20 protein-coding genes are annotated in these 19,206 nt (G+C 66.5%); 8 read left to right on the top strand and 12 right to left on the bottom strand.

Annotated features, from left to right (window positions below):
- Position 1: 1 nt before the first annotated feature.
- Both E1N52_RS14500 and E1N52_RS14495 read right to left on the bottom strand, forming a co-directional pair.
- Positions 2-397: a dihydroneopterin aldolase gene (locus E1N52_RS14500; protein ID WP_133183442.1), complete on the bottom strand. Its 396-nt coding sequence runs from the start codon at positions 395-397 to the stop codon at positions 2-4.
- Between the two features lie 204 nt (positions 398-601).
- Positions 602-1,420, bottom strand: coding sequence for an SDR family oxidoreductase (locus tag E1N52_RS14495; RefSeq protein ID WP_133183482.1), 819 nt, complete (start codon positions 1,418-1,420; stop codon positions 602-604).
- 52 nt (positions 1,421-1,472) lie between these two features.
- On the opposite strand from E1N52_RS14495, the gene E1N52_RS14490 reads away from it, so the two are divergent.
- Positions 1,473-2,675 (top strand): class I SAM-dependent methyltransferase, encoded by a 1,203-nt coding sequence (locus E1N52_RS14490; RefSeq protein WP_133183441.1) that lies wholly within the window; start codon positions 1,473-1,475, stop codon positions 2,673-2,675.
- An 18-nt stretch (positions 2,676-2,693) separates the two neighbouring features.
- Entirely contained in the window at positions 2,694-2,888 is a 195-nt protein-coding gene (locus E1N52_RS14485) for a DUF2905 domain-containing protein (RefSeq protein WP_133183440.1), read from the top strand.
- 18 nt (positions 2,889-2,906) lie between these two features.
- Here the strand turns inward: E1N52_RS14485 and E1N52_RS14480 are convergent, their stop codons facing one another.
- From E1N52_RS14480 to E1N52_RS14465, 4 genes are all read right to left on the bottom strand, one after another.
- The gene (locus tag E1N52_RS14480) at positions 2,907-4,148 is read right to left on the bottom strand and encodes a multifunctional CCA addition/repair protein (RefSeq protein ID WP_133183439.1); all 1,242 of its coding nucleotides are present in this window, start codon (positions 4,146-4,148) and stop codon (positions 2,907-2,909) included.
- Positions 4,145-4,795, bottom strand: coding sequence for a glutathione S-transferase family protein (locus E1N52_RS14475; RefSeq protein WP_133183438.1), 651 nt, complete (start codon positions 4,793-4,795; stop codon positions 4,145-4,147). The genes E1N52_RS14480 and E1N52_RS14475 overlap by 4 nt, the downstream gene beginning before the upstream one ends.
- A gap of 54 nt (positions 4,796-4,849) precedes the next feature.
- The gene (locus E1N52_RS14470; protein WP_133183437.1) at positions 4,850-5,806 is read right to left on the bottom strand and encodes a complex I NDUFA9 subunit family protein; all 957 of its coding nucleotides are present in this window, start codon (positions 5,804-5,806) and stop codon (positions 4,850-4,852) included.
- A 148-nt stretch (positions 5,807-5,954) separates the two neighbouring features.
- Positions 5,955-7,928, bottom strand: a complete 1,974-nt coding sequence (locus E1N52_RS14465; protein WP_133183436.1) for a lytic transglycosylase domain-containing protein — start codon at positions 7,926-7,928, stop codon at positions 5,955-5,957.
- Between the two features lie 8 nt (positions 7,929-7,936).
- Here E1N52_RS14465 and E1N52_RS14460 point away from each other — a divergent pair, with 8 nt between their 5' ends.
- Positions 7,937-8,563 carry a 5-formyltetrahydrofolate cyclo-ligase gene (locus E1N52_RS14460; RefSeq protein WP_133183481.1) on the top strand — a complete coding sequence of 209 codons (627 nt, stop codon included), beginning with the start codon at positions 7,937-7,939 and terminating at the stop codon, positions 8,561-8,563.
- Between the two features lie 22 nt (positions 8,564-8,585).
- Here the strand turns inward: E1N52_RS14460 and E1N52_RS14455 are convergent, their stop codons facing one another.
- The gene (locus E1N52_RS14455; protein WP_133183435.1) at positions 8,586-9,098 is read right to left on the bottom strand and encodes a winged helix DNA-binding protein; all 513 of its coding nucleotides are present in this window, start codon (positions 9,096-9,098) and stop codon (positions 8,586-8,588) included.
- 214 nt (positions 9,099-9,312) lie between these two features.
- Between E1N52_RS14455 and pxpB the strand changes: the two genes are divergently transcribed.
- From pxpB to E1N52_RS14430, 5 genes are all read left to right on the top strand, one after another.
- Positions 9,313-9,972 carry a 5-oxoprolinase subunit PxpB gene (gene pxpB, locus E1N52_RS14450; protein ID WP_133183434.1) on the top strand — a complete coding sequence of 220 codons (660 nt, stop codon included), beginning with the start codon at positions 9,313-9,315 and terminating at the stop codon, positions 9,970-9,972.
- A complete protein-coding gene (locus tag E1N52_RS14445; protein ID WP_133183433.1) occupies positions 9,969-11,036 on the top strand; it encodes a 5-oxoprolinase subunit C family protein in 1,068 nt (355 codons plus the stop codon). Before pxpB ends, E1N52_RS14445 begins: the two co-directional genes overlap by 4 nt.
- A 44-nt stretch (positions 11,037-11,080) precedes the next feature.
- Complete coding sequence (gene pxpA / locus E1N52_RS14440) at positions 11,081-11,836, top strand: 5-oxoprolinase subunit PxpA (protein WP_069264272.1); 756 nt, start codon at positions 11,081-11,083, stop codon at positions 11,834-11,836.
- Positions 11,837-12,054: 218 nt separating this feature from the next.
- Complete coding sequence (locus E1N52_RS14435) at positions 12,055-12,798, top strand: DUF969 domain-containing protein (protein ID WP_133183432.1); 744 nt, start codon at positions 12,055-12,057, stop codon at positions 12,796-12,798.
- A complete protein-coding gene (locus E1N52_RS14430) occupies positions 12,795-13,748 on the top strand; it encodes a DUF979 domain-containing protein (protein ID WP_133183431.1) in 954 nt (317 codons plus the stop codon). Before E1N52_RS14435 ends, E1N52_RS14430 begins: the two co-directional genes overlap by 4 nt.
- A 99-nt stretch (positions 13,749-13,847) precedes the next feature.
- On the opposite strand, the gene E1N52_RS14425 is transcribed toward E1N52_RS14430, so the two are convergent.
- The 5 genes from E1N52_RS14425 to E1N52_RS14405 form a co-directional block, all read right to left on the bottom strand.
- On the bottom strand, positions 13,848-14,966 hold the full coding sequence (locus E1N52_RS14425; RefSeq protein WP_246089059.1) for a TraB/GumN family protein: 1,119 nt from the start codon (positions 14,964-14,966) through the stop codon (positions 13,848-13,850).
- Between the two features lie 184 nt (positions 14,967-15,150).
- On the bottom strand, positions 15,151-16,185 hold the full coding sequence (locus E1N52_RS14420; RefSeq protein ID WP_133183430.1) for a peptide ABC transporter ATP-binding protein: 1,035 nt from the start codon (positions 16,183-16,185) through the stop codon (positions 15,151-15,153).
- A complete protein-coding gene (locus E1N52_RS14415; protein WP_133183429.1) occupies positions 16,182-17,177 on the bottom strand; it encodes an ABC transporter ATP-binding protein in 996 nt (331 codons plus the stop codon). Before E1N52_RS14415 ends, E1N52_RS14420 begins: the two co-directional genes overlap by 4 nt.
- 1 nt (position 17,178) lies before the next feature.
- On the bottom strand, positions 17,179-18,096 hold the full coding sequence (locus E1N52_RS14410; protein ID WP_133183428.1) for an ABC transporter permease subunit: 918 nt from the start codon (positions 18,094-18,096) through the stop codon (positions 17,179-17,181).
- Between the two features lie 54 nt (positions 18,097-18,150).
- Positions 18,151-19,164 carry an ABC transporter permease subunit gene (locus E1N52_RS14405; RefSeq protein WP_133183427.1) on the bottom strand — a complete coding sequence of 338 codons (1,014 nt, stop codon included), beginning with the start codon at positions 19,162-19,164 and terminating at the stop codon, positions 18,151-18,153.
- Positions 19,165-19,206 lie beyond the last annotated feature (42 nt).

Genomic DNA, 19,206 nt, shown 5'->3' with positions numbered 1-19,206 from the left:
ATCAGTCCTCTTTGATGCGAAAGACCTCGACGCCCACCGCGTCGCAGTCCGGATAAACGTCGGGCTTCTCGGTCGAGACGCGCACGGCGCGCACGAGTTCGTGCGAAAGCAGCGCCGCGGCGAGATCGTCGCAGAGCGTCTCCTGCAGATGGATATGGCCCTTGCCCACGCGCTGGGCGACGGTCGAGCGCATGAAGTCGTAGTCCACGACCTCGCGCAGCTTGTCCTCTTGCGGCGTGCTCGAAGCGAGCGGCACGAACAGATCGACATTGATGACGACGCGTTGTTCGCCGCGCTTCTCGAAGTCATGCACGCCGATGTTGATGTGCACTTCGTAGTCGCGCAGGAAAAGCCGGCGGCAATCGGCGAGCCGGGGGTGAAGCAATACGGTGGACATGTAAGTTCCAGTCGATAAAAGCGTGCGTTCTCTCGCACGTATGCCGGCGCGGCGCGCCCGGCGGGTCGTTCAGCCGGTCTGCAAAACCGCTCGTGCGCGGCGGCTTGCGTACCTTTGTCTTCATCAGCACCGCTCGCTCGCAGGTCTGCGCACAGCGGGCTATGCATTTAGTTGCAAATTTAGATGCAACCCAATGTTCGGGCGTCAGCCGCCCGTCAAAAACATCACGTCGCGCGGCAGCGGCACGAGGTGCTGGCCGCCGTCCACGACGAGCGTCGTGCCGGTCACGCCTGATGCCCGCGCCAGATACAGCGCGGCTTCCACGAGATCGGCAGGCCGCGACGCGCGCTTGAGCGGTGTGACCTGGTGCGCGGCGGCGAAGCTCTCCGGCGTCTGGTCGCCCGACTGCAACGTGAGGCCGGGCGCGAGCCCCACCACGCGCACCTTCGGCGCGAGCGCCTGGGCGAGCGCGACGGTGGCGTTCTGCAACGCGGCCTTCGTCAGCGTGTACGACAGATAGTCGGGGTTCATGTTGTACAGCTTCTGGTCGAGCACGTTGATCACACACGTGCGCAGCGTCTCGTCGTCAACCGCCGCCTCGGGTGTTGCCTCGTACAGCATGCGCGAGAGCACGAGCGGTGCGCCCACGTTGATCGCCATGAGCTGCAGGAGCTTCGTGTAGCCCACATCCTGCGCGGTGTCCTCGTCGAAGCGCGAGGCATTGTTGAGCACGCACGCCGGACGACCGAGCGCCGCGACACAATCCGGCACGAGCCGCGCCACCTGGGCTTCGTTGCCGAGGTCGGCGTGCAGCGCCACGGCCCGGCGGCCCAGCGCCGCGATCTGCGCGACGACTTCGTCGGCGGCCTCGCGCGACTCGCCGTAATGGACTGCGACGTCCCAGCCGCGCGCCGCAAAACCGAGCGAGAACTCGCGGCCAATGCGGCGTGCTCCGCCCGTGACCAGCACGACGGGCGCCAGGGCGTCAGAATCGGGGCGCGATCCTTCGCCGGATGCGCTCATGTCGGCGTCAGCCGGGCGGATGCCGGAAGTTGCGCTCATTTACAATGCCGGGATGAATCCGAAAGCTCACGAACCCGATAGTTTACCTGTTCCCGAGCCGATCGCGCTCGCGCAGTCCGAGGCGCTCGCGGCCACGTTGCGCGCCGAGATCGCGGCAGCGGGCGGCTGGCTCCCGTTCGACCGCTACATGGAGCGCGCACTCTACGCGCCAGGACTCGGTTACTACGGCGGCGGAGCACGCAAGTTCGGCCTCTTCGCCGATGACGGCAGCGACTTCGTGACCGCGCCCGAGCTTTCGCCGCTCTTTGCCGCGACGCTCGCGCGCGCCGTGGGCGAAGCGCTCTCCGCCAGCGGCACGCGCAGTCTGATGGAATTCGGCGCGGGCACGGGCCGCCTCGCGGCGGGCGTGATGCTCGCACTCGACGCCGCTGGCGTGGCGTTCGACTCCTACGCCATCGTCGATCTGTCGGGCGAGTTGCGCGAGCGCCAGCGCAAGACGATCGCGCAGCTCGCACCGGCGCTCCTGAATCGTGTGACGTGGCTCGATGCGCTGCCCGCGCAGTTCGAAGGCGTCGTGATCGGCAACGAGGTGCTCGACGCCATGCCGGTGCGCCTCTTCTCGCGCAAGGACGCCGTCTGGCACGAGCGCGGCGTGAGCGCAAACGCAGAAGGCGCCTTCGTCTTTTCCGATCAGCCGGCGAACTCAGGGCGCGACGCCAACTGGCCCGAAAGCGCGCTCGCAGGCGTGGAAGGCAGCGAAGACTATGTGACCGAAACGCATGAAGCCGCACTCGCCTTCACACGCACGGTTTGCGCGATGCTCCAGCGCGGCGCGGCGTTCTTCATCGACTATGGATTTCCGCGCCACGAGTACTACCACGCGCAGCGCGCGCAAGGCACGCTGATGTGCCACTACCGGCATCGCGCACATGGCGACCCGTTCCTCTATCCCGGTTTGCAGGACATCACCGCGCACGTCGAATTCACGGGCATTGCCGAAGCGGGCGTAGAAGCGGGCGCGGACCTGCTCGGCTACACCACGCAGGCGCGCTTTCTGATGAACGCGGGCATCACCGACGTGCTGAGCGAGATCGATCCGCGCGACGCGCAGCGCTTTCTGCCCGCCGCGAACGCCGTGCAGAAACTCGTTTCGGAAAGCGAGATGGGCGAGCTGTTCAAGGTGATCGCGTTTTCGCGCGGCATCGACGAGACCATCGCGGCGTTCGCGCGCGGCGACCGCAGCCACACACTCTGACGCTCACGCCACGCGACCATGATCCGCTGGTTTCTCACCACCTTCATCGCCGTGGCGATTCTCTCGAGCGCCCAGCCCTGGCTCAAAAAGCTCGGCATCGGGCGCCTGCCCGGCGACATCACGCTGCGCATTTTCGGCCGCGAGTATCCGCTGCCGTTCATGTCGACGCTCGTGCTTTCGATGGCGCTCTCGTTTATCGTGCGCGTGCTCTGAGCGCGCGCACTCAACCGATCAAGCCGTAGCGAGCGCGCCTTCCACCGCCGCCACGCGCGCCTCGTGCACCGCTTCCTTGATCTTCTCGGCACCGCCGCGTTCGATCGAGCGCGCAATCGCCCCGGCATCGACGCCGCGCGCGGCCACGAGCGCCACACGCAGACGCTCCGCCTGCGGATAAGGCGCGCTCTCCCAGTTCAGCCGCCCGCGCAAATCCGCCTCGCAGGCCTGCAGCGCCTCAGCAAAACGCGCGGGTTTGCGCAGTGCGTCGCAACGTTCGAGCATGCGCACGAGCGCCGCCGCGCCCATCTCCATCACGCGATGCACGTTGCCGTGCTCGCGCGCGACCAGCACCGCCAGCTCGCGGCAGTCGTTGGGCACGCGCAGGCGGTCGCACAGCGGTTTGAGCAGATCGACGCTGCGCCCTTCGTGGCCGATGTGACGCGGCAGCACGTCCTCGGGCGTCGTGCCCTTGCCGAGATCGTGCGTGAGCGCCGCGAAGCGCACCGGCAGCGTGTAGCCCTGTGCGGCCGCGTGGTCGATCACCATCATCACGTGCACGCCCGTATCGATTTCCGGATGATAGTCCGCGCGCTGCGGTACGCCCCACAGCGCATCGACTTCGGGTAGCACGCGCGCGAGCGCGCCGCAATCGCGCAGCACCTCGAACATTCGCGAGGGCTTTGTTTCCATGAGACCGCGGGCGATTTCCTGCCACACGCGCTCGGGCACAAGTGAATCGACTTCGCCCGAGGCGACCATCTCGCGCATGAGTTCGAGCGTTTCGGGCGCGACGGTGAAGTCGGCGAATCGCGCAGCAAAGCGCGCGATACGAAGAATGCGCACGGGGTCTTCGAGAAACGCGTCGCTTACGTGGCGAAACACGCGCGCTTCGAGATCGCGCGCGCCGCCGAACGGATCGACGACCTCTCCCGTGAGCACGCCGCCCGGCTGCACTTCGCGCGCCATCGCGTTGATGGTGAGGTCGCGCCGCGCGAGGTCTTCCTCGAGCGTCACGTCGGGCGCGTAGAAAAACTGGAAGCCGTGATAGCCCGCCGCCGTCTTGCGCTCGGTGCGCGCAAGCGCGTACTCCTCATGCGTTTCGGGATGCAGAAAGACCGGGAAGTCCTTGCCCACCGGACGATAGCCCTGCGCGGCCATCTGCTCGGGCGTCGCGCCCACCACGACATAGTCGCGGTCGCGCACGGGCAGCCCGAGCATCTCGTCGCGGATCGCCCCGCCTACGACATAGATCTTCATTCGTCGTCGCGTTCGTCGTCGGCGACGATGTGCGTTTCGCGGCGCGCCGCTTCGACCCACTCGGCCACCGCGGGCAGTGCGCTCACACGCTGCGCGTACGCCGCCGCTTCGGGCGAGAGCTTCGGCTGATAGCTATTGAAGCGCATGACGACCGGCGCGTACATTGCGTCGGCGATGCTGAATTCGCCGAACAGGAACGGGCCGCCGCTCGCGGCGAGGCACTCGCGCCAGAGCGCGTCGATGCGTGCGACGTCGGCGAGCGCGCCCGGCGTTGCACCTGCGCCCGGCTTCACCTTGCGGATGTTCATCGGCATGTGGTTGCGCACTTCGCCGAAGCCCGAATGCATCTCCGCGCTCACGCTGCGCGCGCGGGCGCGCGCGTTCGCGTCGCGCGGCCACAGCGCGTGCTGCGGGAAACGCTCGGCGAGCGTCTCGGCAATCGCGAGCGAATCCCACACGGCAAAGCCGTCGTTGCCAACGAGGCACGGCACCTTGCCCGAGGCCGAGAACGCAAGGATCGACGACTTGGTGCCCGGCTCGTCGAGCTCGATCAGCACCTCCTCGAACGCGATGCCGAAGTGCTTGAGCAGCACCCACGGGCGCATCGACCACGACGAATAGTTCTTGTCTCCGATTACGAGCTTCATTGTTCCAATGACCGTTGTGAGTTGAAAGAGCGCCGGCTGATAGCCCGCTTTGGGCTATCGACCGGCACTGGCGCGAAAGATGTTCAGCCGCGAACGCAGCGAGGCGTCGGCGAGATAGAGCGGCGCGATCGTCTCGATGCTAGCGGGCTCGATATCGAGTTCGGGTGCGAGCGGCCCGGTCAGCACGCTGTCCACCTTCATCGAATCGAGATTATCGCGCGTGAGCACCGGTACACCCGGCGCCATCTCGAAAGAGAGCGCCTGCAAGCGCCCGAACGCATCGGGCAGCCGCATGATGCGCGCGTGCCGGCCCACCACTTCGCCGCAATACTGCAGCAACTGTTCGAGCGTGTAGACCGTCGGGCCGCCGAGTTCGTAAGTGTGCCCGCTCGCGGCGTCGAGATCGAGCACGTTGACAATCGCCTTCGACACGTCGCCCACGAACACCGGCTGGAACTTCGCGTCGGGCATGGCGAGCGGAATCATCGGAAAGAGCCGCTGCAGGAGCGCGAAACGGTTGAGGAAGGTGTCCTCGGGACCGAATACGACGGAAGGCCGGAAGATGGTCGTGGCGAGCGCCGTGGCCGCGTGCACGGCTTTTTCGCCGTCGCCCTTCGAGCGCAGGTACATGCTCGGCCCGCGCGGGTCGGCGCCGATGGCACTGATGTGGATCAGGCGATGCACGCCCTTGCCCTCGCAGGCGGCGACGATCTTCGTGGGCAAGTCGACGTGCAGCTTCGCGAAGCCCGGTCCATAGGGATCGCCGCGCCCGCCGTTGAGCGTGCCGACGAGATTGATGACCGCGTCCGCGTTTTCGACGAACGCCGCGAGTGCGACCGGATCGGAGACGTCGGCCTCGACCACGTCGACGGGCAGCAGAGTGAGATGGCGGGCGTTGTAGCGGCGGCGGGTGGCGACGCGCACGTCCTTGCCCGCCTCGACGAGCGCGTTGACGAGATGGCTGCCGATGAATCCCGAACCGCCGATGACCGCAATGGCTTGATGTCGCATCTTCGACCTCCTCGGGCAGACGGCGCCGCCGCGTACGAGGTCCGGTTCGTCCCGCAGCGCGCCAGCCAGAAGACGAAGCACGCAGCGTGCCGTCATGCCGCGCGCGTTTCCGTATGAAGGGAAGCGGCGCGGCCTGCCGGCCAGGCGCTTACGGCGAGATATAGCCGAGACGCGCCTTCAGCGATTGCGGACGGCCCTCGAACAGCGCCGCATAGTAGACCGTGTTCGACAACACGTTTTTCACGTAATCGCGGGTTTCCTGGAACGGAATGGTTTCCGCGAAGATGGCGCCCTCGACGCCGCCCTGCAAAGTCTGGCGCCATGCGCGCGGGCGGCCCGGCCCGGCGTTGTAGCCCGCGGTGGCGAGCACAGCGGAGCCGTCGAACTGATTGTAGATCATCGACAAATAGTTCGTTCCGAGCAGGATGTTGGTGTCGAGATCGTTGAGCTGGTCGCGCGACAGGGGCCCGAGGCCGATCTTCTTCGCCACCATCTGCGCGGTGGCCGGCATGATCTGCATGAGGCCGCTCGCGCCCACGCCCGACTTCGCGTTGAGAATGAAACGCGATTCCTGGCGAATCAGACCGTAGGCCCATTCGACGTCGAGGCCGCTGGTTTGCGCGTCGCGCTCCACGACGTCGCGGAACGGCGCGAGATAGCGCAGCGAGAAGTCGTGCTCCGTTTGCGTGCGGTCGGCCGTGTTCACGGTGCGATCGAGCAGCTGGATGCGTTTCGCGTATTCGGCGACGGCGAGCAGCTGCCGGTCGCTCATGCCGCGCAGCGGCCAGTTCCATTCGCGATTGCCTTCGAGCCGCAGATTCAGCGCATAGAAGCGCTGCGCGAGCGCGAAGCCCGGCGTTTGGGCGACCTGGGCGATTTCGGCGTCGCTCACCGTGGTCTTCGGCGGGATGGTGATCTTCTGGCCGAGTTCTTCGGTGGCAAGCTGGCCGTAGAAGTTATAGCCCGGCGAAATCGACGCGAATTCCTGGTTCGCTGCGCCCGTTTCGCCTGCCTGCTTGAGCGCGCGTGCGTGCCAGTAGACCCACGACGGTTGCGCGCGCAGCGCGGCCGGCATCTGTTCGATCGACCAGCGCACCATGGTCCAGTCGCCGCCCAGCAGCGCGGCGCGCGTACGCCATTCGTAAGCCGGGTTCGAGAGAGGCGCATTGGCCGAGAGGCGGTACCAGCCGAGCGAAGCGGGCAGGCGCTTCAACGCCCCTTGATAGCCGATCGTGCCCCAGCCTATCGCGCGCTCCGGCGAACTGAGCTGCGGTGCGACGGTGGCGAAGGTGGCTGCTGCCATGGCCGGATCGTTGGCCGCCATCACGGTGACAGCCAGCAGCGCGAGCTGATGCGATTGCGGATCGGCGGTGACGCCTTGCGCGAGCGTGAGCGGCGGCGCGCTCACGGCCTGGCTGAACGCGGTCGGGTCAGGACGCTGCGCGAGGCCGTCGAGCAGCTTTGCACCGGTCGAAGTCTGGTTCTGCTCGTAGGCGAGGCGGATCTGCTGCCACACGTCGTCGCTCGAGAACTGGCCTTTGATGGCGAGCGCCGTGATGAGATCGACGCAGCCGTCGCCGTAATAGCGCGGCTCGACGAGCAGCGCACGCGCGTCGTTCGCGACGTTCTCGCCGCGAGCCGCGCGCGACTCCAGCGCGTAGCACTTCACCTGCGTGTCGTCGTTGAGCACGAAGCGCGAATATTGCTGGTCGAAGTTCGCCCAATCGTGGCGCGCGCCGAGCACAGTCAGATAGTCGTTGCGCATGCGGTCGGCGATCGCCTGGCCGTCATAGCGCTGCAGGAACGACAGCACCGGCGCGTCGGGCGCATCGATGCGCGCGTGGCCCTGCGAATCGAACAGCTGCGGCTTGAGCTGGAAGTATTCGAGATAGGACGGCGCCGGGTAATCGGGAATCATCGCAGCGAGTTGCGCGGCGCGCGCCGGATCGTTGTTGCGCGCGGCTTCGCGAAGCTGGATGAAAGTCTGATCGTCGTTCGAAAGGACTGCGCCTACGGGCAGTGCGACGGGGCGCACGGCGTCCGCCGTGCTGCATGCTACGAGTGCCGCGGCAGTCAGTGCGAGACCGACCACGCGATATACTCGGACAAGGCGTTTGGACATCGTTATTTCTGGAGCGCGAGGTGAACCCAAGCATAGCACGCAACCCTCACACGGAATCCAAAAAGGACTGGCGTGCAAGGCTGCTTCCTCGGCGAATTGAAGCGGCTTCCGACGTGGCAACCGGTGCGGCATTGGCGGCTCGTCTCGACGTGCTCGTCGCGCAATTTTCGCCGCGTTCGATCGGGTTCTATTGGCCCTTGCGCGGCGAGTTCGATGCACGCGCCAGGATCACCGCCTGGCTCGCCGCCGATGCGTCACGCCGCGCCGCCCTGCCCGCCATTCCCGAGCGCCATACGCCGCTCGTCTTTCACGCCTGGACGCCCGATGCACCGATGCGCGAAGGCCACCACGGGATCCTCGAGCCGCAATCGCAGGAAGTGATCGTGCCCGATCTTCTCCTCGTGCCCTGCGTGGGTTTCGATCGCGACGGCTATCGCCTCGGGTACGGCGGCGGCTACTACGACCGCACGCTGGCAGCCTGGCCGGGCGTTGCGTTGCCCGTCACGGTTGGCATTGCGTATGAAGCGTGCCGCATCGACGACGGTGTGCTCGCGCGCGAGGCGCACGACCTGCCGCTCGACGCCGTGGTGACGGAAGCCGCCACGCACCTTTGCCAACGTTCACGTGAGCGTTGAACGCTGAACGCGCCTTGATCGCTCAGAGCGAAGCCGCCGCGCGCGCGGCCGTGTCATAGAGCCCCGACGCATTGCGCATGAGTTGCGCGGCGTCGCCGATCTGCTGGTTCGTGAGGCCGCTTTCCTTGAGCGTCGCGATGAGGCAACTCTCGCGCACGTCGCGATAGCGCAGGCACAGCGCGTGGCCTTCCGGCGTGACCGAAAAGAAGACTTCCTTGCCGGTCTTTTCGCTTTTTACATACCCTCTGGAGACAAGCTTCTTCAACGCATACGTGGCCACGTGCGTGTCCTCGATGTTGAGCACGAAGCAGATATCCGCGAGCTTCTTGCGCCGCTCGCGATGGCCGACGTGATGGAGCAGCGACACCTCGATCGGCGTCATGTCCTTCACGCCCGCCGCCGACATGCAGCGCACCATCCAGCGATTGAACGCGTTGCTCGCCATGATGAGCGCGTACTCGAATTCGGAAAGCTCGGCGCTCGACTCGGAGACGAGATGTTCGGACGAAACGATCTTGGTCGGCTGGCGCGACATGGCTGATAACCCGGTAGTCGGTGTTCGAAAAGACAAAGCGGCGTGGCGTGAGTGTAATTGCAGTGTGTTTTCAGTGCGCCTGGCGAAAACGCTTATTGATAATTTGTAGATAATTTATCGACAATGTACGCTAGGAAGGAATGGCACCGGCCTCGCCTGTGCACCTCCGTGCGCTAATCTTCGACCGGTCAAACCGTCCCCTGATCGATCCAACATGCCGAATTCTGACCCTCGCATTTTTCCTCTCGGTGACGAAGCGCTCGTCTGCGAAGCGCCGCCGCCCGCCACGCTCGAGGTCCAGCGCCGCGTCTGGGCCGTCGCCGCGCTCGCGCGCGGCTGGGCGCCGGTGCGCGAAGTGGTGCCCGGCATGAACAATCTGACGATTACCTTCGATCCGCTCGCGGCCGACACCGCGGCGCTTGCCGGCGCGTTGCGCGAAGCATGGCGCGAGGCCGAAGAGACGAGCACGGCCGGCCGCGAAGTCGAGATACCCGTGGTCTACGGCGGCGAAGACGGCCCCGATCTCGAAGCGGTCGCGCAGCACTGCGCGCTCGCCGCCGCCGACGTCGCCGCGCGCCATGCCGCGGGCGTCTACACGGTGTTCTTCCTCGGCTTTCAACCCGGCTTCGCCTATCTCGGCGGTCTCGAACCCGCGCTGCACACGCCGCGCCGCCGCGAGCCGCGCCTGGCCGTCCCTGCCGGATCGGTGGGCATCGGCGGGGAGCAGACGGGCATTTATCCGGCCGCCTCGCCAGGCGGCTGGCAACTGATCGGCCGCACCGCCGCGAAGCTCTTCGACCCTTCGCGCAATCCGCCTTCGCTCCTCATGCCAGGCGACCGCGTGCGTTTCACCATCGCGGAGCTCCACGCATGATCGAAGTACTACGCGCGGGCCTGCTCACCACGGTCCAGGATCTCGGCCGCCCCGGCTACCGGCATCTGGGCGTCGCCACCGGCGGCGCGCTCGATACGCTCGCGCTCGAAGTGGGCAACCGCCTCGTCGGCAACCGGCCCGACGCCGCCGGCGTGGAAATCACATTCGGCCCCGTCGCGCTGCGCTTCGCGCGCGCCACGCGCGTCGCCATTACCGGCACGGACTTCGGCGCGACGCTCGGCGGCCGCGCGGTCTGGTCGTGGTGGAGCCTGCCCGTGGCCGCCGGCGAGGAACTCGTGCTGAACGGCGCGAAGCGCGGCATGCGCGCCTATGTCTGCGTGGCCGGCGGCATCGACGTGCTGCCCATGCTCGGCTCGCGCAGCACCGACCTCGCGGCGGGCTTCGGCGGCCTCGCGGGCCGTGCGCTCAAAGACGGCGACCGTCTCGCCACCGGCGCCTCGTTCGCGCCGGGCCGCGAGCGCGCCGCGCTCGACCCGGCCGCGCCGCCCTTCGGCGTGAAGGCGCCCGTATGGTGCAACTTCGCGCTGGTCGACGAGCCGCATCACCGGCGCGGACGCCATCCGGACGGCATGGCGTGGGCCGCGCCCGTGCGCGTGCTGCGCGGTCCCGAGTACGACAGCTTCACACCCGAGGCGCAGCGCGCGCTCTGGTCCGATGAATGGCAGATCACGCCCAACAGCAACCGTATGGGCTTTCGGCTCACGGGCACGCCGCTCGCGCGCGCGAACGGCGCGGATCTGCTCTCGCACGCCGTGCTGCCCGGCACGATCCAGGTGCCGCCGAGCGGCCAGCCCATCGTGCTGATGGCCGACGCGCAGACCACGGGCGGCTATCCGAAGATCGGCTCCGTGATTCGCGCCGACTGGTGGAAGCTCGCCCAGGTGCGGCTCACCGGTGGCGTGCGTTTCGTGGAAGTGACGCCGGCCGCCGCGCGCGCGGCGCTGGAAGAAGAACGGGCGTATTTGCGGCAGATCGACACCGCAATCGCCATGCACGACGAGCGCTTTGTGAGCCGCCGCGCGAACGCGGCCGCGAGCGCCTGACTATCAAGCACCATCGGTAAGACGAGCAGTAAGAGGAACACATCATGACCACCATCGATCTGAACGCCGATCTCGGCGAAGGCTGCGGCTCCGACGAGGCGCTGCTCGACCTCGTGAGCTCCGCCAACATCGCGTGCGGCTGGCACGCGGGCGGCGCCAATGCCATGCGCGAATGCGTGCGCTGGGCCGTGGAGAAAGGCGTGTCGATCGGCGCGCATCCGAGCTTCAACGACCCCGAGAACTTCGGCCGCAAGGAGATGAACCTGCCGCCCGAGGAAATCTACGCGGGCGTGCTGTATCAGCTTGGCGCGCTCTCGGCGATCGCGCAGGCCGAAGGCGGACGCATCGCCCACGTGAAGCCGCACGGCGCGCTCTACAACCAGGCCGCGCGTGACCCGCAAATCGCCGAGGCCATCGTCTCCGCCGTGCACGACTTCGATCCGTCCGTGACGGTGTTCGCACTCGCGGGCAGCGGCCTCGTGACGGCGGCGCGCGAGGCAGGGCTCGTCGCGATCGAGGAAGTGTTCGCCGACCGCGGCTATCGCGCGGACGGCTCGCTCGTGCCGCGCAGCGAGCCGGGCGCATTGCTCGACGACGAAGACACCGTGCTCGCGCGCACGCTCGCGATGATCCGCGAGCAGCGCGTGCAGGCCGTCAACGGCGCCTGGGTGCCGCTCAACGCGCAGACCATTTGCCTGCACGGCGACGGCCCGCACGCGCTCGCGTTCGCGCGGCGCATCCGTACGGCGCTCGACGACGCAGGCATCGGCGTGCGCGCGGCGGGCGCTGGCGAAGTCTGACGCACGCAAGTTTGGACGTAGCAAAGCGCGCGGCATGCGCCGCGCGCTGCTCGAGCCGTATCACCGAAGGTCTTCACAAGGCAATCCCTCGGCAGCGCAAGCTTGCCAAGCGTAGTTGTACCAGCAGGTTCGTAGTTGTACGAATGGCCGACAGAGCCACGAAGTCAACGCCGCTACCCGCGGCAATCAACGACTAGCCAATACGTTTGGAGATCTACATGCAGAGCACCGTCAACTTATGGCCGCTAATCGGCGTGGCCGTCATCATCGCAGGCTTCCTGTTACGTTTTAATCCGATGCTGATCGTCGCCGCGGCGGCCGTCGTCACCGGTTTCGCCGGGGGCTTTCCGGTCGCGAAGATTCTCGCCGCCATCGGCACCGGCTTCATCAAGACCCGCAATATTCCGCTCATCATCCTGTTGCCGCTCGCCGTGATCGGGCTGCTCGAGCGCCACGGCCTGCGTGAGCGCGCGCAGATCTGGATCGGCAGCATCAAGGCGGCCACCGCCGGGCGTCTGCTCATCGTCTATCTGCTCGTGCGCGAGCTGACCGCCGCGGTCGGCTTGACGGGTCTCGGCGGCCATCCACAAATGGTGCGACCGCTCATCGCGCCGATGGCCGAAGGCGCCACCGAAAACCGCTTTGGCAAGCTCTCCGACGCCGTGCGCTACAAGCTGCGCGCCTACTCGGCCGCGACCGACAACGTGGGCCTCTTCTTCGGCGAGGACATCTTCGTCGCGTTCGGCGCGATCGTGCTGATGGTCACGCTGCTCAAGGAAGCGGGCGTTTCGGTCGAGCCGATCCACGTGGCGTTCTGGGGCATTCCCACGGCGATCTGCGCGTTCCTGATTCACGGCTTCCGGCTCTGGCTGCTCGACCGCAAGCTCGAACGCGAACTGGGCGCCATGCGCAACGGGATCGACGCCAAGGCTGCAAACCGTGCACAGGGAGACGAAGCATGACGCTCACGCTCAACTGGCTCTTCTGGCTGCTCGGCATCGTGCTGCTCATCGTCGGCGGCATGATCGTGATGGACCGCGAGCATCCGCGCCGCTTCACGGCGGGCGGCTTCTGGCTGCTCTATGCGCTCATCTTTCTCGTCGGCGATCTGCTGCCTGCCGAAGTCGTGGGCGTGCTCGTGCTCGCCATGGCGCTGATCGCGGGTCTCGGCGGCGTGACGGCCGCGAAGCCCAAGGTGCTTGCGCTCGAAACGCGTATCGCCAGCGCGAAGCGTCTCGGCAACAAGCTCTTCGTGCCCGCGCTCACCATTCCCGTCATCACCGTCGTGCTCACGCTCGCGGCCAGCCATCTCGTCTTCGGCGGCAAGGCGCTCATCGACCCGAAGAACGTCACGCTGATCGGCTTCGGCATCGGCTGCGTGATCGCGCTCGTGATTGCCCGCATCATCACGCGCGACAGCGTCGGCCAGTCGATGAAGGAAACGCGCCGCCTCGTCGACGCGCTCTCGTGGGCCGCCGTCCTGCCGCAGATGCTCGGCATGCTCGGCCTCGTGTTCTCGGACGCGGGCGTCGGCAAGGCCGTGGCGCACGTGACGACGTCGTACATCAACATGGACGTGCGCTTCGTCGCCGTCGTGGTCTATTGCGTGGGCATGGCGCTCTTCACGATCATCATGGGCAACGGCTTCGCCGCGTTTCCGGTGATGACGGGCGGCGTGGGCGTGCCGGTGCTGGTGGGCGTGTTCCACGTCAATCCGGCGATGATGGCCGCCATCGGCATGTTCTCGGGCTACTGCGGCACGCTCATGACGCCGATGGCCGCGAACTTCAACATGGTGCCCGCGGCGTTGCTGGAGCTGCCCGACAAGAACGCGGTGATCCGCGTGCAGGTGCCCACGGCGCTCGGCATCCTCGTGGCGAATATCGTGCTGCTGAACGTGTTCGGGTTTTGACGACTCACTCGTACGCATGCGGAGTCGCAAAAAAAGCCGGCGAAAGCCGGCTTTTTTGCATTCAGGGCGCACGTGCGAGCGCGAAGGGAACAACACGGCTCAACCCGGGTCGACGTTGAACCCACGCTGGCGCAGCAGCTGGAGCACGCCTTTAGGTCCGCCCAGGTGCAGCGCGCCGACGGCAACGAAGAGCGGCTTGTTGGGCGCCACGTACTGCTGCATGCGCGAAACGAAGCGCCGGTTGCGCTCGTAGACGATGCGGTTATCGACCGACGCCGCCACCCGCGCGTCGTGCGAGAGCTTTTCGGTGCGCGCCGTTTCCCAGGCGGCGATCGCGTCGGCGTCGCCCACGCGCCACAGGTGCAGGAGCGTCTGCACATCGGAGACGTTTTGCGCCGGCGTCTGCGCCAGGTCCTGTGCGAGCATCTCGCGCTGCTGCGCGAGGCTCAGGTTCGTGAAGGCGCGCATCTGCTCGGCGAGCGTCTCCAGCCCGACGATGCGGCGGCCCTTCCAGCGCAGGAAAACGTTCTGCAACTGCGCCTCGGTGCCGTACTCGGTCTGCAGGCCGGCGCTCAGCGAATCGTAGGTTTCCACCAGCAGCGAGGCGAGCCACGGCCGCATCTTGCGGATCTCGGCAAGCGCCTCCGGATTGCCGCGCATGCGCGCCTCGAGTTTCTGCCAGAGCGGATCAGGCAACAGGCCCGGCAGGCAGGGCCGCTTGCACACCCCGTACTTCGAGACATCGTCCTGCGAAACCAGCAGATCGTCTGGGGAAAGCTCGAGCGCGAGAATGGGCGACGCGGCGAGCGCCGCGAGAATCTGCGGGCGAAACGGCTGGCCGGGCGGATAGTCGGCGGGGTCGCCCACATGGAGCGTCCCGAGCAGATAGATCGTGAGATTGCCGCGCGTGGCGACGTAGAACGGCATGCGCGCAGGCTGGGTACGCACCGGGCCGCCAGCCGTCGTGCCCGATGCGTAGCTCGGCACCGCGGGCGCGGCGTGAAAGCCAGGAATGCCGCCGTTCGCGCCGCGCGCCGTGCCGGGCGGCATGGGCACGGCCGGGTGCACCCCGGGCGTGTTGGCGACGGCGCCGCCAGCGAACGCCGGGCCCGAGGCGCCTGCGAGAACGCCGATCGCCAGGACCAGCGTGAGCGCCGCGCGCGCCGCATCGCTCGACGCTTTCTTCAACGCCGCACGCAACGCCCCAGCGAATGCCACACCAAAAGCTACACCGAATGTCACACGAACAGCCGTACACAGCCCGGCCACCACGGCAAAAGCGGCAGCCGGAATGATTGAAAGGACGGCGGAGAAAACGGTGGGAAAAACAGTGAAAAAGGCGGCACGGCGGCCGCCCATCAACTGGCGGCGCATAGCAATAAAACGACGCGCCGCCGTCGCTTCAGGCCGGCATGGGCCGCCCATCCTCTTCCCCCACCTCCTCTGCACGATGGCAGGATACCTGACGGCCGTCCACTTCGCGAAGAAGAGGCACTTCCTTACGACACCGCTCGACTGCGTATGGACAACGTTGATGGAACGTGCAACCAGACGGCGGGTTCAGCGGCGAAGGCAGTTCGCCCTCGAGCTTGATCTTCACGCGGCGGTCCGCTTCGAAGATCGCGGGCGTGGCCGAGAGCAGCGAGCGCGTGTACGGATGGCGCGGCCGCGAGATCACCGTGTCCTTGTCGCCCAGTTCCGCCACGCCGCCCAGATACATCACCATCACGTCGTCGGCGATGTGCTCGACCACGGCCAGGTTGTGCGAGATGAACACGTAGCTCGTGCGGAACTGCTCCTGCAAGTCCATGAACAGATTGAGAATCTGCGCCTGGATCGAGACGTCGAGCGCGGAAACCGGCTCGTCGGCCACGACGATCTGCGGGTCGAGAATCATGGCCCGCGCGATCGCCACACGCTGGCGCTGGCCGCCCGAGAACATGTGCGGATAGCGCTTGGCGTGCTCGGGGCGCAGGCCGACGATGCGCATCATGTGCGCGATGCGGTCCGCGCGCTCGCTCGCCGTGAGGCGCGTGTTGATGGCGAGCGGCTCGCCGAGCGTCTGCTCGACGGTCTTGCGCGGATTGAGCGAGGCGAACGGGTTCTGGAACACCATCTGCACACGGCGGCGCAGCGCGGCGATCTTCGCGGCGTTTGCGTGCGCAACGTCCTCGCCGTCGATGGTCAGCTTGCCCTCGGTGGGCGGCTCGATCATCGTGAGCTGGCGCGCGAGCGTCGATTTGCCGCAGCCGGACTCGCCCACCACGGCGAGCGTGCGCCCTCGCGTGAGCGAGAACGACACGCCGTTGAGCGCCTTCACGGTGCCCGTGCCGAACATGCCGCGCTTGACGGTGTAATGCTTTTTGAGGTCTTCCGCGACCAGAACCTTATCGTCCTTATGGTCCTCATGAGCCGCGTGTTGCTGGACTGCGTTCATCGCGCGCCTCCGCTGGATTGAGTCACCGCCGCGTTCAGCGGCTTGATGCAGCGCACTTGCGCATAACCGCTCTCATCGGTCACCGCGTCGAGCGCGGGCCGCGCCATGCAGTCATCCACCACATACTTGCAGCGCGGCGCGAAGAGACAGCCGCTCGGCCGGTCGTCGCGGCCGGGCACCATGCCGGGCAGCGCAGCAAGCCGCATCGCCCCCTTGTTGTGCTCGGGAATCGCAGCGAGCAGCGCTTCCGTGTACGGATGATGCGGACGCGAAAAGATGTCCGGCACGCGGTTCGTTTCGATGATTTCGCCCGCGTACATCACGGCCACGCGTTGCGCGACTTCGGACACCACGGCCAGGTCGTGTGAAATCAGCACGAGCGCCATGCCGCGGTCCTTCTGCAGACGCACGAGCAGTTCCATGATCTGCGCCTGGATCGTCACGTCGAGCGCCGTGGTGGGCTCGTCGGCGATCAGCAGCTTCGGGTTGCAGGCCACGGCCATCGCGATCATCACGCGCTGGTTCATGCCGCCCGACATCTGGTGCGGGAAGTTGTCGATGCGGTTCTTCGCGTCGGGAATGCCCACCTGATCGAGCAGTTCCAGGGCGCGCGCATGCAGCGCGGAGCCACGCAGGCCCTCGTGCAGCTTGAGCACTTCCTTGATCTGATAACCGACGGTGTAGCTCGGGTTCAGGCTCGTGAGCGCGTCCTGGAACACCATGGCGATGTCCTTGCCGACAATGCGGCGGCGCTCCTTGCCCGTGGCGTTTAGCAGATCGCGGCCGTCGAAGGTGATCGAATCCGCCGTCACCTTGCCGGGCGCGTCGATGAGGCCCATCAGCGCCATCATCGTCACGCTCTTGCCCGAGCCCGATTCGCCGACGATGCCAAGCACTTCGCCAGGCGCGACCGACAGATTCACGCGGTCAACCGCGGGCAGGCCGTTGAAGTTCACCGCCAGATTGCGGATGGTCAAAAGTTCTTTGTTCATGTCAGGCCATCCGCTTGAGCTTGGGATCGAGCGCGTCGCGCAGCCCGTCGCCGAGCAGGTTGATCGCGAGGACCGAAATGAGGATGGACAGACCCGGCATCGTGACGATCCACCATGCGCTGTCGATGTAGTCGCGCGCCGAGGCGAGCATCGCGCCCCACTCCGCACGCGGCGGCTGCACGCCGAGGCCGAGGAAGCCGAGCGCGGCAGCGTCGAGAATCGCCGAGGAGAAGCCGAGCGTCGCCTGCACGATGAGCGGAGCCGTGCAGTTGGGCAGCACCTGCGAGAACATCAGGCGCAGCGTGCCGGCGCCGGCCACGCGCGAAGCGGTCACATACTCCTTGTGCAGTTCGCCCAGCGCCGAACCGCGCGTGAGACGCACGTAGCCCGGCAGCGCCACGATCGCGATCGCGAGCATGGTGTTCGTGAGACCCGGACCGATGATCGCGACCACCGCCACTGCGAGCAGGAGCGAAGGCAGCGCGAGCAGCACGTCCATGAGACGCATGATCGGCGTATCGGCCCACTTCTCGAAGAACGCGGCGATGAGCCCGAGGACGATGCCCGGAATCAGCGCGAGCAGCACCGAGACGCAGCCGATCCACAGCGAAAGCCGCGCGCCGTACATGAGACGCGAGAGGATGTCGCGGCCCGCTTCGTCGGTGCCGAGAATGAACTTCCAGTTGCCGCCGTCGAGCCACGCGGGCGGAATCTTCACGTAGTCGCGGTATTGCTCGATGGGGCTGTGCGGCGCGATGAGCGGCGCAAAGATCGCGATGACGATCAGCGCGAGCACGATCACGCCCGCGCCCACGGCGCCCTTGTTGCGCGAGAAGTTCGCCCAGAATTCGCGCAGCACGAGCGCGCGGCCCGAAGGCGGCGTGACGGCGCGAGGCACGGTGTTCTGAATGTCAGCCATCATGCCTCCTGGTTCTGAATGTTGTGTTGTGGGGTTCGCATTTTCATGGCTCGCTTACCTCGTATGTCGAATGCGCGGGTTGAGCACGCCGTACAGCAGATCGACGAACAGGTTCACGACGATCACGAGTGTCGCGATCATGAGAATGCCGCCTTGCACCACCGGGTAGTCGCGCCGGCTGATCGCGTCGATCAGCCATTTGCCGATGCCGGGCCAGGAGAACAGCGTTTCGGTGAGCACCGCGCCCGCGAGCAGCGTGCCGACCTGCAGGCCGATCACGGTCACCACGGGAATGAGCGCATTGCGCAGCGCATGCACGACGATCACGCGCAAGGGCGAAAGACCCTTGGCGCGCGCGGTGCGGATGTAGTCCTCGCGCAGCACTTCGAGCATGGAAGAGCGCGTCATGCGCGCGATCACGGCGAGCGGAATCGTGCCGAGCACGATGGCCGGCAGGATCAGGTGGCTCAGCACCGACCTGAACGCGCCTTCGTCGGTGCCGGGCAGGAGCGAGTCGATCAGCATGAAGCCGGTCACGTGCGGAATGTCGAATTCCACCGCGATGCGGCCCGACACAGGCGTCCAGCCGAGCTTCGACGAGAACACCATGATGAGGATGAGCCCCCACCAGAAGATCGGCATGGAGTAGCCGGTGAGCGCGGTGCCCATGACGCCGTGATCGACGACGGTGCCGCGCCGCAGTGCCGCGAACACGCCGGCGGGCAAGCCGATCGCGAGCGCGAAAATGAGCGCGCAGATCGACAGCTCGACGGTGGCGGGAAAACGCGCGAGAAACTCGCCCATCACGCTCGTGTTGGTGATGATCGAGGTGCCGAGATTGCCGTGCACGGCGTGCCAGACGTAGTGCACATACTGCATCGGCAGAGGCTCGTCGAGCCCCAGGCGGTGCATCGCCTCGGCGTGCATTTGCGGATCGACCCCACGCTCGCCCATCATCACTTCGATGGGGTCGCCCGGAATCAGGTGGATGAGTGCGAACGCAAGGACGGTGATACCGATGAACGTAGGTATGACCATGCCGATGCGGCGCAATACGAAGCGGAACATGTGGTGTTCCCCCAAAAGCTTGAAATGAAACGCAACCGGCGA

It is taken from the genome of Paraburkholderia guartelaensis, from assembly GCF_004353905.1.
Classification (GTDB): Bacteria; Pseudomonadota; Gammaproteobacteria; order Burkholderiales; family Burkholderiaceae; genus Paraburkholderia; species Paraburkholderia guartelaensis.
Note: the sequence above shows the minus strand (reverse complement) of the source record. Positions and strands in the feature narration are given on the sequence as shown.

Bases quoted from the DNA above. Each gene is read 5' to 3' on its own strand.
- E1N52_RS14500 (WP_133183442.1), bottom strand. From the start codon at position 397: ATGTCCACCGTATTGCTTCACCCCCGGCTCGCCGATTGCCGCCGGCTT.
- E1N52_RS14495 (WP_133183482.1), bottom strand. From the start codon at position 1,420: ATGAGCGCATCCGGCGAAGGATCGCGCCCCGATTCTGACGCCCTGGCG.
- E1N52_RS14490 (WP_133183441.1), top strand. From the start codon at position 1,473: ATGAATCCGAAAGCTCACGAACCCGATAGTTTACCTGTTCCCGAGCCG.
- E1N52_RS14485 (WP_133183440.1), top strand. From the start codon at position 2,694: ATGATCCGCTGGTTTCTCACCACCTTCATCGCCGTGGCGATTCTCTCG.
- E1N52_RS14480 (WP_133183439.1), bottom strand. From the start codon at position 4,148: ATGAAGATCTATGTCGTAGGCGGGGCGATCCGCGACGAGATGCTCGGG.
- E1N52_RS14475 (WP_133183438.1), bottom strand. From the start codon at position 4,795: ATGAAGCTCGTAATCGGAGACAAGAACTATTCGTCGTGGTCGATGCGC.
- E1N52_RS14470 (WP_133183437.1), bottom strand. From the start codon at position 5,806: ATGCGACATCAAGCCATTGCGGTCATCGGCGGTTCGGGATTCATCGGC.
- E1N52_RS14465 (WP_133183436.1), bottom strand. From the start codon at position 7,928: ATGTCCAAACGCCTTGTCCGAGTATATCGCGTGGTCGGTCTCGCACTG.
- E1N52_RS14455 (WP_133183435.1), bottom strand. From the start codon at position 9,098: ATGTCGCGCCAGCCGACCAAGATCGTTTCGTCCGAACATCTCGTCTCC.
- pxpB (WP_133183434.1), top strand. From the start codon at position 9,313: ATGCCGAATTCTGACCCTCGCATTTTTCCTCTCGGTGACGAAGCGCTC.
- E1N52_RS14445 (WP_133183433.1), top strand. From the start codon at position 9,969: ATGATCGAAGTACTACGCGCGGGCCTGCTCACCACGGTCCAGGATCTC.
- pxpA (WP_069264272.1), top strand. From the start codon at position 11,081: ATGACCACCATCGATCTGAACGCCGATCTCGGCGAAGGCTGCGGCTCC.
- E1N52_RS14435 (WP_133183432.1), top strand. From the start codon at position 12,055: ATGCAGAGCACCGTCAACTTATGGCCGCTAATCGGCGTGGCCGTCATC.
- E1N52_RS14430 (WP_133183431.1), top strand. From the start codon at position 12,795: ATGACGCTCACGCTCAACTGGCTCTTCTGGCTGCTCGGCATCGTGCTG.
- E1N52_RS14420 (WP_133183430.1), bottom strand. From the start codon at position 16,185: ATGAACGCAGTCCAGCAACACGCGGCTCATGAGGACCATAAGGACGAT.
- E1N52_RS14415 (WP_133183429.1), bottom strand. From the start codon at position 17,177: ATGAACAAAGAACTTTTGACCATCCGCAATCTGGCGGTGAACTTCAAC.
- E1N52_RS14410 (WP_133183428.1), bottom strand. From the start codon at position 18,096: ATGGCTGACATTCAGAACACCGTGCCTCGCGCCGTCACGCCGCCTTCG.
- E1N52_RS14405 (WP_133183427.1), bottom strand. From the start codon at position 19,164: ATGTTCCGCTTCGTATTGCGCCGCATCGGCATGGTCATACCTACGTTC.